This window comes from Pseudomonas sp. MWU12-2029 (assembly GCF_023242425.1).
Taxonomy (GTDB): domain Bacteria; phylum Pseudomonadota; class Gammaproteobacteria; order Pseudomonadales; family Pseudomonadaceae; genus Aquipseudomonas; species Aquipseudomonas kribbensis.
In genome coordinates, this window is sequence record NZ_JALJDY010000002.1 from 429,760 (window position 1) to 443,204 (window position 13,445).

11 protein-coding genes, 1 tRNA gene and 1 pseudogene are annotated in these 13,445 nt (G+C 60.9%); 8 read left to right on the top strand and 5 right to left on the bottom strand.

All coding sequences use genetic code 11. The annotated features are described in order from the left end of the window. Nucleotides 1–168: 168 nt before the first annotated feature. Nucleotides 169–1,833, bottom strand: coding sequence for an OFA family MFS transporter (locus M5B44_RS06830; RefSeq protein WP_085712763.1), 1,665 nt, complete (start codon nucleotides 1,831–1,833; stop codon nucleotides 169–171). A gap of 354 nt (nucleotides 1,834–2,187) precedes the next feature. Between M5B44_RS06830 and M5B44_RS06835 the strand changes: the two genes are divergently transcribed. The 4 genes from M5B44_RS06835 (at nucleotide 2,188) to M5B44_RS06850 (ending at nucleotide 5,931) form a co-directional block, all read left to right on the top strand. Continuing rightward, the gene (locus M5B44_RS06835) at nucleotides 2,188–4,419 is read left to right on the top strand and encodes an AsmA family protein (RefSeq protein WP_248738629.1); all 2,232 of its coding nucleotides are present in this window, start codon (nucleotides 2,188–2,190) and stop codon (nucleotides 4,417–4,419) included. Further along, nucleotides 4,416–5,483 (top strand): A/G-specific adenine glycosylase, encoded by a 1,068-nt coding sequence (gene mutY, locus M5B44_RS06840; protein WP_248738630.1) that lies wholly within the window; start codon nucleotides 4,416–4,418, stop codon nucleotides 5,481–5,483. The genes M5B44_RS06835 and mutY overlap by 4 nt, the downstream gene beginning before the upstream one ends. After that, a complete protein-coding gene (locus M5B44_RS06845) occupies nucleotides 5,480–5,752 on the top strand; it encodes an oxidative damage protection protein (protein WP_085712761.1) in 273 nt (90 codons plus the stop codon). The genes mutY and M5B44_RS06845 overlap by 4 nt, the downstream gene beginning before the upstream one ends. Nucleotides 5,753–5,855: 103 nt before the next feature. Beyond that, nucleotides 5,856–5,931: transfer RNA gene (locus M5B44_RS06850), tRNA-Phe, on the top strand. A gap of 140 nt (nucleotides 5,932–6,071) precedes the next feature. On the opposite strand, the gene M5B44_RS06855 is transcribed toward M5B44_RS06850, so the two are convergent. The 3 genes and pseudogenes from M5B44_RS06855 to M5B44_RS06865 form a co-directional block, all read right to left on the bottom strand. Further along, a complete protein-coding gene (locus M5B44_RS06855; protein WP_248738631.1) occupies nucleotides 6,072–8,522 on the bottom strand; it encodes a TonB-dependent siderophore receptor in 2,451 nt (816 codons plus the stop codon). A gap of 122 nt (nucleotides 8,523–8,644) precedes the next feature. Further along, on the bottom strand, nucleotides 8,645–9,604 hold the full coding sequence (locus tag M5B44_RS06860) for a FecR family protein (RefSeq protein WP_248738632.1): 960 nt from the start codon (nucleotides 9,602–9,604) through the stop codon (nucleotides 8,645–8,647). A 7-nt stretch (nucleotides 9,605–9,611) separates the two neighbouring features. Continuing rightward, nucleotides 9,612–10,106, bottom strand: a pseudogene (locus tag M5B44_RS06865) (RNA polymerase sigma factor); the annotation flags it as partial. Nucleotides 10,107–10,274: 168 nt separating this feature from the next. Between M5B44_RS06865 and M5B44_RS06870 the strand changes: the two are divergent. After that, entirely contained in the window at nucleotides 10,275–10,586 is a 312-nt protein-coding gene (locus M5B44_RS06870) for a hypothetical protein (protein WP_248738634.1), read from the top strand. A 42-nt stretch (nucleotides 10,587–10,628) separates the two neighbouring features. On the opposite strand, the gene M5B44_RS06875 is transcribed toward M5B44_RS06870, so the two are convergent. After that, the gene (locus tag M5B44_RS06875; protein WP_119428649.1) at nucleotides 10,629–11,078 is read right to left on the bottom strand and encodes a carboxypeptidase regulatory-like domain-containing protein; all 450 of its coding nucleotides are present in this window, start codon (nucleotides 11,076–11,078) and stop codon (nucleotides 10,629–10,631) included. A gap of 115 nt (nucleotides 11,079–11,193) precedes the next feature. Between M5B44_RS06875 and M5B44_RS06880 the strand changes: the two genes are divergently transcribed. From M5B44_RS06880 to M5B44_RS06890, 3 genes are all read left to right on the top strand, one after another. Continuing rightward, nucleotides 11,194–11,340 carry a hypothetical protein gene (locus M5B44_RS06880; RefSeq protein WP_248738635.1) on the top strand — a complete coding sequence of 49 codons (147 nt, stop codon included), beginning with the start codon at nucleotides 11,194–11,196 and terminating at the stop codon, nucleotides 11,338–11,340. Next, the gene (locus tag M5B44_RS06885) at nucleotides 11,340–12,398 is read left to right on the top strand and encodes a PDDEXK nuclease domain-containing protein (protein ID WP_248738636.1); all 1,059 of its coding nucleotides are present in this window, start codon (nucleotides 11,340–11,342) and stop codon (nucleotides 12,396–12,398) included. Before M5B44_RS06880 ends, M5B44_RS06885 begins: the two co-directional genes overlap by 1 nt. A 69-nt stretch (nucleotides 12,399–12,467) precedes the next feature. After that, complete coding sequence (locus M5B44_RS06890; protein WP_248738637.1) at nucleotides 12,468–13,442, top strand: alpha/beta fold hydrolase; 975 nt, start codon at nucleotides 12,468–12,470, stop codon at nucleotides 13,440–13,442. The last annotated feature ends 3 nt before the right edge of the window (nucleotides 13,443–13,445 follow it).

Here is a 13,445-nt window from a genome sequence, read left to right on the forward strand (position 1 = left end):
CCATACAAGCCATTTCGGATAGCCCGAAACAACTGTGGGAGCGGGCTTGCTCGCGATGAGGGCCGCACATTCAACATCACTGTCGACTGTCAGACCGCAATCGCGAGCAAGCTCGCTCCCACAGGATTTGGCGCTGACCTGAAGATTTTCAGGCCAGCGCCTGGCTACTTAGTGAAACAGAACCGCCGTCTTCTGCAGGGTCACCCACACACCCCACGCCAACGGAATCCCGACCACCAGCCACGCAGCGATTGCCAGCGGCTTGCTGCCCGGCGCGGCTTTCCACTCCAGCACGGTGCTGCTGTCAGCACCCTTGTCGTGGCCCAGCGCCTGTTCGGCTGCCAGTTCGGCGTCGGTCATGAAGTACTTGTCCGCCACCGGGCGCACCAGCAGGTTGCACAGGAAACCCAGCACCAGCAGGCCGGCGAGGATATACAGGGTGATGTCGTAAGCCGCGGCGCGTTCAACGCCAATGCTCAACTGATACTCACGCAGGTAGTTCACCAGCACCGGACCCAGCACGCCAGCGGCAGCCCAGGCGGTCAGCAGGCGACCGTGGATCGCACCGACCATTTGCGTGCCGAACAGGTCGGCCAGATAGGCCGGAACGGTTGCGAAACCACCGCCGTACATCGACAGGATGATGCAGAACGCCGCCACGAACAGCGCAACGTTGCCCAGGTGACCGAGGTTCGGGATCAACGCGTACAGCGCGAAGCCCAGCGCGAAGAACACGAAGTAAGTGTTCTTGCGGCCCAGGTAGTCCGAGAACGACGCCCAGAAGAAACGACCGCCGATGTTGAACAGGCTCAACAGACCAGTGAAACCGGCCGCAATCGCAGCGATGGAAGCCAGTTGACCGGCGTCCAATTGACCGAACGGCAGATCATTGCCCAGCAGCTTGCCGCCGAACACTTCCTGCAACAGTGGCGAAGCCATGCCGAGGATGCCGATACCGGCGGACACGTTCAGGCACAGCACCAGCCACACCAGACGGAATTGCGGAGTTTTCCACGCCACATTCACGTGAACGTGACGGTGGGTGATCATCGCGTTCGAGGCTTTCTTCGCCGGCGCGGTCCAGCCCTCAGGCTTCCAGCCGGTCGGCGGCACGCGGTAAGCCAGTGCACCACCGATCATGAACACGAAGTAGATCGCGGCCATGGCCACGAAGCTCTGCCATACGCCCACACCAGTCGGCGAAGCGAAATGGCTCATCAGAGCAGTTGCCAGCGGAGCACCGACCATCGCGCCACCACCGAAGCCCATGATCGCCATGCCGGTGGCCATGCCGCGCTTGTCCGGGAACCACTTGATCAGGGTCGAGACCGGCGAGATATAGCCCAGGCCCAGACCGATACCACCGATCACGCCGGAGCCGATCCACATCAGCCAGATCTGGTGGGTATAAATACCCAGCGCGGAAATCAGCAGACCGCCGCACCAGCACAGTGCCGATACAACGCCGGCCTTGCGTGGCCCGGCGTGTTCGAGCCAGCCACCCCAGATCGCTGCCGAGCAGCCGAGGAAGATGAAGAACAGGGTGTAGATCCAGCCGAGCATGGAGATCGGCCAGTCGCACTGCGACGAGAAGACTTGTGCAATGAAGCCCATGTCCGGCGCGCAAGCCACTGGCGCGGTGATGCCCAGTGCCTTGGACAGCGGCAGCCAGAACACCGAAAAACCGTAGGCCATGCCGATGCACAAGTGAATGGCCAGAGCGGCCGGTGGGACCAGCCAGCGGTTGAAACCGGGCTTGGCGATGATGCGTTCCTTGGACAGGAACGCAGGCTGGGCGGCGCTGAGGCCGTCCGCCGTGATGCTCGTGCTCATTGTGTATCCCCCAATTATTAGTATGCGTTCGTCAGCCACTGCTCACCCCCGGCCTTTATGCACGCAGGCATGACCGTGTTGGTGGGTGGAGCTCCTTGAAGCGCGACCAAAAGTCGCAGAGGGACGGACGAACGGGCGAAGGTTACCATCTGCACGTGACAGAAAAACCAAACTGATATCACCTTTTTCGAGTCATCTGATCTCATATGACCGGGGAACCCTCCCGCCGACCGTTGTCGAAGCGCTGCACGCCGCGGTTCAAGAGGCTCCTCAGGACACCGCACCAGCACGGGGTCAGGCAGCGCTATACTCCCCGGCTAAATTACGAATTCGACTAACTACAAGGACTCGCCCATGAAAGCGTTCGGCAAAATCCTGGGTCTGGTACTTCTCGGGCTGTTGCTGATCATTGTGGCGGCGGGCTTCGCCCTGACCCACTTCTTCGATCCCAACGACTACAAAAACGAGATCCGCCAGATAGCCCGCGACAAGGCCCACATCGAGCTGACGCTCAATGGCGATATCGGCTGGAGCCTGTTCCCGTGGCTCGGCCTGGAATTGCACGAGGCCAGCGTCGCCACCCTGATCAAGCCTGACGAGCCGTATGCCGATCTGCAGATGCTTGGTCTGTCGGTGCGCGTGCTGCCGCTGCTGCGCCGCGAAGTGCAGATGAGCGACGTGCGCGTCGAAGGCCTGAACCTGCGCCTGAACCGTGACAAGAACGGCCACGGTAATTGGGAAGACATCGGCAAGCTGCCGACTGCCGCCCCTGCGCCGGGCAGCGCCCCGCCAGTGGCCGCCGGCGAACCGGTCGTCGAAACACCTGCCCAGCCGGAAAAGCCACCGCAGCCGATCCGCCTCGACATCGACAGCCTGACCGTCAACAACGCCCGGGTTGAATACAACGATGAGCAGACCGGCAAGCAGTTCAGCGCCGAAAGCATCCAGCTGAGCACCGGTGCGGTGCACGATTCGACCAACATTCCGCTGAAAGCCACGGCGTTCCTCAGCACCAATCAGCCTGTGCTGCGGGTACGCACCGAGCTGAACGGCGAGCTGCGCATCGAGCGCGCCCTGCAACGCTACAAGTTCGAAGATCTGAAGCTGTCCGGCGAACTGACCGGCGATCCGCTGCAAGGCAAAGCCATGACGTTCTCCGCCCAAGGGCAGATGCTGCTGGACAAGGCCGCCAACGTCGCCGAATGGACCGGGATCAAGATCTCCGCCAACCAGTTGCGCGCACTGGGCGAACTGAAGGCCAACGATCTGGACAAGACCCCGCAAATCACCGGCGCGATCTCCATCGCCCAGTTCGACCTGGCGAAGTTCGTCGACAGCATCGGCCAGACCCTGCCGGCCATGGCCGAAGGCAGCCTGAGCAAGGTCGAACTGGTCAGCCGTGTCGCTGCCACACCGACCAGCCTGGCGCTGGACAACATCAACCTGAAACTCGACGACAGCAGCTTCAGCGGCCGCATCGCCGTCGAAGACTTCGCCAAGCAATCGCTGCGGGCGATCCTCAAGGCCGACACCTTCAACGTCGACCGCTACCTGCCGCCGAAATCGGAAAAAGCCGCCAGCGCCACCCAGGCACGCCAGACTGAAGTCGCCAGCACCGAAGCCGATGCCATGGCCGGCGCCGGCAGCACCCCGCTGCCGGACAAGCCGAGCAAAAGCGCCTGGAGCACCGAGCGCCTGTTTCCGGTGGAGCGCCTGAGCAAACTGGACGTGAACGCCGATCTGACCTTCGGCCAGTTGACCCTCGATAAATTGCCAATCCAGAACGCTGCACTAAAGGCCACCGGCCAGGGCGGCCTGCTGACCCTGGAAAACCTGCGCGGCGAGTTGTACAACGGCGACTTCGAAGCCAAGGGCACCCTCGACGTACGCCCGAATGCACCACTGTTGAACCTGCAAACCCGGATCAACCGCGTGCCGGTGGAAAAAATCCTCGAAAGCCAGGGCAAGAATCCGCCGGTCAAAGGCCTGGTGAACCTCACCAGCACCGTCACCGGTAGCGGCAACAGCCGGCAGGCGCTGATCGAAACCCTCAACGGCAACGCCAGCTTCGTGATCAACAACGGCGTGCTGCTCAACGCCAACCTTGAGCAGCAACTGTGCAAGGGCATCGCCACCCTCAACCGCAAATCCCTAAGCGGCGAGCCGCGCGGCAAGGACACGCCGTTCCAGGAACTCAAGGGCAACCTGACCTTCCGCAACGGCGTGGCCAACAATCCGGACCTGAAGGTGCGCATCCCGGGCATGACCGTCAACGGTGACGGCGATATCGACCTGAAAGTGCTGGGTATGGACTATCGCGTCGGCATCATCGTCGAAGGCGACACCAGCGCCATGCCGGACCCGGCCTGCCAGGTCGGCGAGAAGTTCGTCGGCATTGAATGGCCGCTGCGCTGCCGTGGCCCGCTGGAACTGGGCGCCAAGGCCTGCCGCGTGGATAACGAGCGCCTCGGCCAGGTCGCGACCAAAATGGCCGGCGACAAACTCAGCGAAAAAATCGACGAAAAACTGGGCGACAAAGTCAGCCCGGAACTGAAAAACGCATTGAAGGGGCTGTTCAAGCGATGAGAGCGGAGCAGTTTTCCACGGCGGTGCTGGAATGGTTCGACCGCCACGGCCGCCATGATTTGCCCTGGCAACAGAACATCAACCCGTATCGGGTGTGGGTGTCCGAGATCATGTTGCAGCAGACCCAGGTCAGCACCGTGCTCAATTACTTCGACCGTTTCATGGCTGCGTTGCCAACGGTCGAGGCTTTGGCCGAAGCGCCGGAGGACGAAGTGCTGCACCTGTGGACGGGCCTGGGTTACTACACCCGCGCGCGTAATCTGCAGAAGACCGCGAAGATCGTCGTCAGCCAGTACGGCGGCGAGTTTCCCCGGGATGTGGAAAAGCTCACGGACTTGCCGGGCATCGGTCTGTCCACCGCCGGCGCGATTGCCAGCATCAGCATGGGCCTGCGCGCACCGATCCTCGACGGCAACGTCAAACGGGTGCTGGCGCGCTTTACCGCGCAAGAAGGCTACCCCGGCGAGCCGAAGGTCGCCAAACAGCTGTGGGCCAACGCAGAACGCTTCACGCCGCAGGATCGGGTCAACGCCTATACCCAGGCGATGATGGATCTGGGCGCCACGCTGTGCACCCGCAGCAAACCGAGCTGCCTGCTGTGTCCGCTGGAAAAGGGCTGCGAAGCGCACATGCTTGGCCTGGAGACCCGTTACCCGATTCCCAAGCCGCGCAAAGCCATTCCGCAGAAACGCACGCTGATGCCGTTGCTGGCCAACGAGGACGGCGCGATTCTGCTTTACCGCCGCCCGTCCAGCGGATTGTGGGGCGGTTTGTGGAGCCTGCCGGAACTCGACGACCTCGACGACCTGCCACACCTCGCCGCGCAGCACTCGCTGGAACTGGGCGAGCAGCAGGCGCTGCCGAGCCTCGTCCACACGTTCAGCCATTTCCAGTTGTCCATCGAACCCTGGCTGGTCCAGGTACAGGAAGCCGGCGGTCACGTGGCCGAGGCCGACTGGCTCTGGTATAACCTCGCCACCCCGCCGCGCCTGGGCCTCGCCGCCCCGGTCAAGACCTTGCTCGAACGCGCGGCCGCCGTCTTGAATGCAGGAGAGTCGACATGACCCGCACCGTAATGTGCCGCAAGTACAAAGAACAACTCGAAGGTCTGGAGCGCCCACCGTACCCGGGTGCCAAGGGCCAGGACATCTTCGAACACGTCTCGGCCAAGGCCTGGGCCGACTGGCAGAAACACCAGACCCTGCTGATCAACGAAAAACGCCTGAACATGATGAACGCCGAAGACCGCAAATATCTGCAGGGCGAAATGGACAAGTACTTCTCCGGCGAGGAATACGCCCAGGCCGAAGGCTACGTTCCGCCAGCGGAATAATCAGCGGAAATCGGGGGTCTGATCGTAAGCGACGGAATTAATTTAAGAAATTTTAAAAAAGTCGTTGACGTAAATCCGAAAAACCCTTTTAATGCGCCCCGTTGCCCAGATAGCTCAGTCGGTAGAGCAGGGGATTGAAAATCCCCGTGTCGGCGGTTCGATTCCGTCTCTGGGCACCAAATACCGAAAACCCTGAATCGCAAGATTCAGGGTTTTTTTATGCCTGCGATTTGATGGCGGCCTAATCCGGCCCATCTCGCAGCCCGAAAAAAACCCGCGATCCCTTTCCAGAGATCGCGGGTTTTGTGTTTTCAGCCGATCAATAAGCCATCGACCAGCTCAACGTATACGTCCGCCCACGCCCCTGATAGTCATACAGGTACGCCGGGCCGTAGGTCGGCGAGTAGAACAGCGTCGCCCGCTGACCCCAGACCGTGCTGTATTGCTTGTCCAGCAGGTTCTGGATGCCGCCGCTGAAGGTACCGAATTCGGTGTCGCGGCTGCCGAGCAGGTCGAAGGTTGTGTAGCCGCTGATCTTGTGGTCGGCGTCGTCCTTGAGGGTGAAGGCGTGATTGCCTTGCAGGCGGGCGCTGGTGCGGTCGCCCTTCCAGCCGATGAACGCGGTGGATTTCGACAGCGAGGCGTAGCGGGCGTCGCGCTTGATCCAGCCGCCGTTGGCGCCCTCCTCTTCCGAACGCACCAGGTGCAGAGTGCTACCCGCTTCCCAGCCACTCTGGAAGTGTCGGGTCAGCGCGCCTTCGAAGCCGTAGTCGCGGCTCTTCTGGTCGATCACGTCGATGGTCAGGGTGGCGCTGTCGGTGGTGATGACTTTGTCCGACCAGATGTAATACAGCGCCGCCTGAGCGTCCCAGTCGCTGTCGGAGTAGCGCCAGCCGGTTTCCACCTGACGGCTCTTGATGCCGGCCAACGGGTTGTCAGCGACGCTCAGGCCCGGCTTGCCGTAAAACTTGGCGGGGTCCGGCAGATCGAAGCCTTCGCCATAGTTGACCCACACTTGATGACCGTTCTTGAAGTCGTAGATGGTTCCGAGGTTGTACAGGTTGACGGCGTAATCGTTGCTGCCGCCGGCGATGCCTTTGAAGTTGCCGACATCCACGTCCATCTGCTGACGGCGCATGCCGCCGGAGACGGTCAGGTTGTCCGTGGCGTACCAGTCGAGCTGGCCGTAACCGGAGAGACCGTCGACGCGGTAGCTCGGATAGCGCGGTGCCTTGCTCAACGTATCCAGATCCAGTCCGCCGCTTTCCGACGAGACGCGCTGGTCGAAGGTGCTCTGCTCGGCGTTGAAGCGCTCGCGGTCCAGGTCCACGCCATAGGTGAACTTGAAGGACTGCCACTCCTTGGCGAACAACGCCTTGAGGCTGCTGACCTCGAAGTTCTGTTGCGAAGCGGCGAAGTACACGCCTTTGGAACCCACCGGTTTGCCGGTGTTGTAGTAAGGGAACGGGTAGAAGTTGTTGTCTTCCTTGCGATACGACGCTTGCAGGTAGAAGTCCTGCCCCAGCACATCGCTGTGGTGGTAGTTGGCATTGAGCAGCACGCGCTTGGTGCGCGGATCGAGATCGGTCGAGTAACCGCTGCGCAACTCGGCATCTTCCAGGTTCGACGGCTTCTGGTATTTCAGGTTGGGAAAGTAGATGCCGGTGTCGCCGTTGTTGCCCGAGTCGTAATACTGCGCCAGCAGATCGAGGGTCTGCTCGTCGTTGAAGCGCATCGCCAGGCTGCCCATGACGTCGATGGTGCGGTTGTATTGCAGGTCGGTCTGGGTGTTGTCGATGAAGATCTGGTCGCCGGCACCGTCGTAGAACGCCTTGTTCTGCTCGCCGGCAATTCCGAGGCGACCGCTGATGTTGTCGTTGCCGCCGCTGACCGATTGCGCGATGCGCGTGGAGAGATCGTCGCTGTTGTTGAAGCCGCTGCTGGCACCGATCTGGGTTTCGAATTGCGCCGGGCCCGGGGTGGCCTTCTTGGTGACGATGTTGATGATGCCGCCGGTGGCGCCGCCGCCATAGATCGCACTGGCGCCGGACAGCACTTCGACGCGCTCGACGTTGAACGGCGAGATGCTGTCGAATTGGCGCGACAACCCGCGAGAGCTGTTCTGGCTGACGCCGTCGATCATCACCAGCACGTTGCGCCCGCGCATGTTCTGGCCGTAGTTGGTGCGCCCTTCCGGCGCCAGGTCGAGCCCCGGCACCAGTTTGCCGATGGCCTCCTTGAGGCTGACACCGGTTTGCAGTTGTTCGCGCAACTGGGTCTGATCGACGACCCAGACCGTGCCGGGAATCTCACTGATGGCGGTGCTGGTGCGCGAGGCCACGCTGACTTCGATCGGCTTGAGCGTCATGGCGTCCGTCGGCGCCTTTGCACGGCGCAGGATCACCGTCCGGGCGTCGCTGAACTCCCAGCTCATGCCGCTGCCTGCCAGCAGCGTCTGCAACGCCTGGGCGACGCTCATCGAACCGTTCAGCGCATCGGCCTGCACGCCTTCGACGTCGGCGGTGGTGTAGAGCAGGCGCAAGCCGGCCTGATCGGCAAACGCGGTCAGGGATTGATCGAGGGACTGGGAAGGCAACGAGAGCGTCACCTGGCGCTGCTGCGCACCGGTTTCCTGTGCGGCAGCATCCTTGGTTTGCGCCTGCACCAAAGTCGAACCGAACAGGCCGGCGATGATCGCCTGAGCCAACAGGGTCCGGTGCACGATGTTTCTGCCGTGGTTGCTGCGCGTCTGTGCCGACTGCTTGAACATACCTTTCACGTCTTCCTTCCCAGCCAAAATGAATGCGTCAATGAGAATGAGTTTCTTCTCAGTCCCACTACGACGATTCGGCAGGAAGGAACTTGCAGTCGCTTTATGAAAAAAGTTTCAGATCAGTGCAGCACCGCCAGCCACGGCAGGTAGGTGACCTTCAGCGGATAGCGTTGCTCCAGCGTTCGCAGCGAGCCTTGTGGATCGTTGAGTTCGAACACACCGCTGACCGGCAGCGCTGCCAGCTCGCGGTCGGAAATCAGGATCCTGCCGTGCTGATAACGCTCCAGCTCGCCGATCACTTCGCCCAGCGGGCGCCCGTTGAAGATCAGCTTGCCGCGCTGCCAGGCCGTCAGACTCGCAGCGTCGACTTTTTGCCCGGCGAGCAGCGGCTGGCCCGGTTGATGCTCCAGTCGCTGATTGGCTTGCACCAGCATCGGCTGGTGCTGGCCGCTGAGCTGGACCTGACCGGTGCTGACCACCAGTGTCACGGCGTCACCATCGCGGCGTACGCTGAAGGCTCCGCCACTGGCCTGCAGACGCTCATCGCCTATGCGCACAACAAACGGCCGGGGATCCGACGCGGGTTCGAACAGCGCTTCGCCTTCGCGAAGGATCACGGTGCGCTCATCATTGGAATAGGCCAGCGAAAACGCGCTGGCGCTGTTGAGGATGACCTGGCTGCCATCGGGCAGCGTCACGCGCTGCTGCTGGCCGACGCTGGTGTGATAGTCGGAACTGAGCGCCGGCCATTGCTGCCAGCCTGTCACTCCGGCAATCGCCAGCACCACCGAGGCGGCCAGCGCCAGCCACCAGTGCATGCGCCGACGTGCAGCCAGATGCGTTTTGGAGTGCTGCCTGGCGGTCGAAGTCTGGCCGATCATCGACCACAGCATCTGCGCCTCATCGGCCAGGGTTTGATGAATCGGACTTTCGCTGCACCACTGTTGATAGGCGAGCCGATCGGCCGCAGTGGCCTTGCCCGAGTTGAGCAGCACCACCCAGTCAAGTGCGGTGTCTTCAAGGCTTTGCGAAGGGTCGGTCATGGCGGCATCGTGGCTGGAGAGGGAAAGGTCACGCATGGTTGGTCTTCAACCAGTCGCGACAGTGACGCAGGGCCTGGCCGATGTACTTGGCCACCATGCTTTCGGAGACGCCCAGTTCAACGGCGATTTGCGCCTGGGTCAAGCCTTCGAGGCGATTGAGCAGCAATGCCTGCCGCGCATTGGGCGACAACTGCTGCAGGGCGTCGTCGAGAATCCCCAGGCGCTCCTTGGCGAGAAACGCCGCCTCCGGCGCGGGAGCAGGATCGACGGCTTGTGAATATTCCAGATCGTCGCCGAGACCGCCGCTCAATCGCTGCTCGCGACGCAAAGTATCGATTGCCAGATTGCCCGCCACCCGGAAGATGAAACCACGGTCGTTGAGCACCGCCACCGACTCGTCGATGTTCAGCAGCTTCAGATAGGTTTCCTGCGCCACGTCGGCCGCTCGCTGCCGGTCGCTCATGCGTCGGGTCAGGTAATTCAGCAAGTCGTCGTAGTGTTCCTGAAAACTCAGCAACAGGCGGGGGGCTGGCGGCATCGAGGGGCGAGTCCGGGTTCGTTTGACTGAGCCAATGTGATCCTTTCACGGGCGTTAATGAGAAACAGTATCAATCATTGAACGATGAGTTTTCAACGCTGACGGGTTTCGGTCATTGCGGATCCGCGATACTTTGGCCGCCCCTTACGGAAGAGGGTCATCACGTCGATGAACCAGAAACGAACCCGCATTCCCCTGCCCCATCCGCCCCCTTATCGGCAAAGCCGGGCTTCATTCTGGCTGACGCTTCTGGTCGGGGTGTTGATGACTTTCGCCATCGGCGCGTCGATCTACCTGATCATCGACAGCCTGATCAGTGGCTCGATTACGACGACGAACCGCGGCCCGCGCACAACTTTCCTCCGGGATCTGCAACCGCGCAGGTACTGGTTCGAAGTCGTGTGGCAAAGCCTCATCCCCCTAATGCTGGTGAGCGTTGCGCTGTTCGGCTTACGGATCTACCGGAAAGTGCGCAAGTGATCGTGAAGGACGGGATTCAGGGCGAATCCCGTCCTGCCGACGCTATTGATGCCAGTCCCAATGGAACACCAGATTGCTGGCTGCACCACTGCCGACATTGGCAACGTCCCGGCGCACCTCGCCATTGCGCGTGGCAACCACGGTGTATTTGCCCGGAGGCAACTGTGCATAAACCAGCGGCCCGATCTGGTTCAGATTCAGCACCGGTTGCCCCGTCGCTTTCTGCACAACGAGGTCGACGTCCGAGGTGTACAGATTTTGCGCACCGACCGCGAAGGTCATGTGCAGGTTGTAACCAGCGGACTGTTGAATGGCCCGCGACTCGTCCAGCCCAATCCCGCCGGACAGATAATTGATCCCGTTCTGCTGTTGCTGCTGGACTTGCACGCCGGCGCTTTCGACAGGCTCGGCACTCGTGGCCTGCGCCATGAGCGGGAACATCAGAATCGCCACAGCGGCGACGGGCAACATGAGTGAAGTGACGCGTTTCATGATGAGTACTCCCGGGTTCTCGCAGAACCCAATCGTTACTCCTGTTTAGATTTTGCGATGCAAGGCTGGTTTTAGATTGATTGGGAGTTGTCCTGGGTGCGAAAAGGACTACGCGTTGTATTCCCCAATCATCGCCGTCTTCGGTCAGATCCCGCAAAATCCGTTCACCCTTCCTTCAGTTGAACCAGACATGGCCGGCATCGCCAAGCCGTGGGTTATTGGCATGCTCTCGCTTCTGTTTCTCCTGAGCCGGAAGACCTGATGAGCCAACTTGAACCTGCTGAAGCGCAAGATCCGAAACTCGATTCGTTGCTGGGCGACCTCGGTGAATTGATACGTGAAGCGCGAAAGAAAGTATTACGAACGGTCGACACGATTCAGGTCCAGACCTGCTGGCAGATCGGACGGCATATTGTCGAGTTTGAACAACAGGGGGCCAAGCGGGCGGGTTATGGAAAGCATCTGCTGGCTACGCTGGCCAAGCGACTGACCGAGGATTTCGGGAAGGGCTTCGATGCATCAAACCTCCGTTATATGCGCTTGTTTTATCAAGCATTTCCAATTCGTGACGCACTGCGTCACGAATTGAGCTGGACCCACTACCGCCGCTTGATACAGGTCGAAAGCGAATCAGCCCGGCAGTGGTACATGAACGAATCCGCCTCGCAAAACTGGTCAAGCCGCGCCCTGGATCGGCAGATCAACACGCTCTACTACGAACGTCTGTTGATGAGCCGAGACAGGACCGACCTCTATGCAGAGGCAGCGACCAATATCGCCGCGATGAAAAGCAATCCCCGGGAATTCATCCGCGATCCCGTCCTTCTGGAGTTTCTCGGCCTGCCCTCACCGGGCAAGCTTCAGGAGTCCGAACTGGAACAGGCCTTGATCGATCAGCTCCAGGGTTTTCTCCTCGAACTGGGCAAGGGCTTCGCCTTTGTCGGCCGTCAGCAACGCATCAGCGCCGGCGACGATGATTTTTACATCGACCTGGTGTTCTACAACTATCTGCTCAAATGTTTCGTCATCATTGACCTCAAGCGCGGCAAACTCAGCGCTCGGGATGTCGGGCAGATGGACATGTACATCCGCATGTACGACGACCTCAAACGCAGCGAGGGCGACGGGCCCACAGTCGGGATCATTCTCTGTGCGCAACAGAATGAATCGGTCGCGCACTACTCGATGCTCAAGGGCAACGAACAACTGTTCGCCAGCAGCTACAAACTGGTGCTGCCGAGCGAAGATGAATTGCGAGCGGAATTGAATCGCGAACAGCTTCAACTCGAAGAGCGCCTGCGCAATCAGTCGAGTGAATAAACACTGACGGATTGTTCACCAGGCCTGCCGAGACTATCGTTGGCAGCTACTTCGCGAAGGTCGAGAGCCATGGGTTTTCAAGAGACGCACGCACTGGAAAATGCTCGGGACAGGGTCGCCCTCACAAGCGACGTTCAGGACGAACCCTTCCGGGAGCCCGCCGCCGATGGTTATCCCCTTGGCGGCTTCACCTGGCGCCACGCGGTGCCTGACCCACAGCGCCCGGTGGTCATCATTAACGCCGCAACCTCGGTGCGTTGCCGTCACTATTCGCGTTTTGCCGCTTACCTGTTCGCCCAAAATTTCGATGTGATCATCTTCGACTACCGGGGTATTGGCGAGTCGCGACCAACGTCGATGAGGCATTTGCAGGCTTCGTGGACGGATTGGGGTGCACTGGATTTCGAGGCGATGCTCAATCGTGCTCAGCGGGAGTTTCCCGACCAGCCGATCGATGTGGTCGGGCATAGCTTCGGCGGTTGTGCGGCAGGACTTGGCGCTTCCGGATCAGCGATCCGACGACTGGTAACCGTCGGCGCTCAGTTCGCCTACTGGCGTGATTATGCCCCGGAACATCGCTGGCGCATGTTTGGCAAATGGCATCTGCTGATGCCGCTGCTGACGCTGTTCTGTGGCTACTTCCCCGGCAAGCGTCTCGGCTGGCTGGAGGACACGCCCGCTGGTGTTGTGCGTGACTGGAGCACGCCAAGCGCGCGGTATGAACGACGCCCAAGCGGTCGGGTGATGCTGGCGAAAAACGGCCACCTGCCCTTCGCCAACGTCCGAGCAAATACCCTTGCGATCAGCATCGGCGACGATCCTTACGGAACCATCCCGGCAACCGAACGCCTGCTGGATTACTTCCACAACGCGCAAAAGACCCACCTGCGAATCGAGCCGCAGGACATCGGTGAACAGGAAGTCGGACATTTCGCCTTTTTTCGCAGCGCATACCAAGCCACACTATGGCCCATCGCGCTGACCTGGCTGCAGACCGGCGCACTGGCCCCCGACACACCGGGGCGGCAAGTGCCGCGCAGTTGAGTC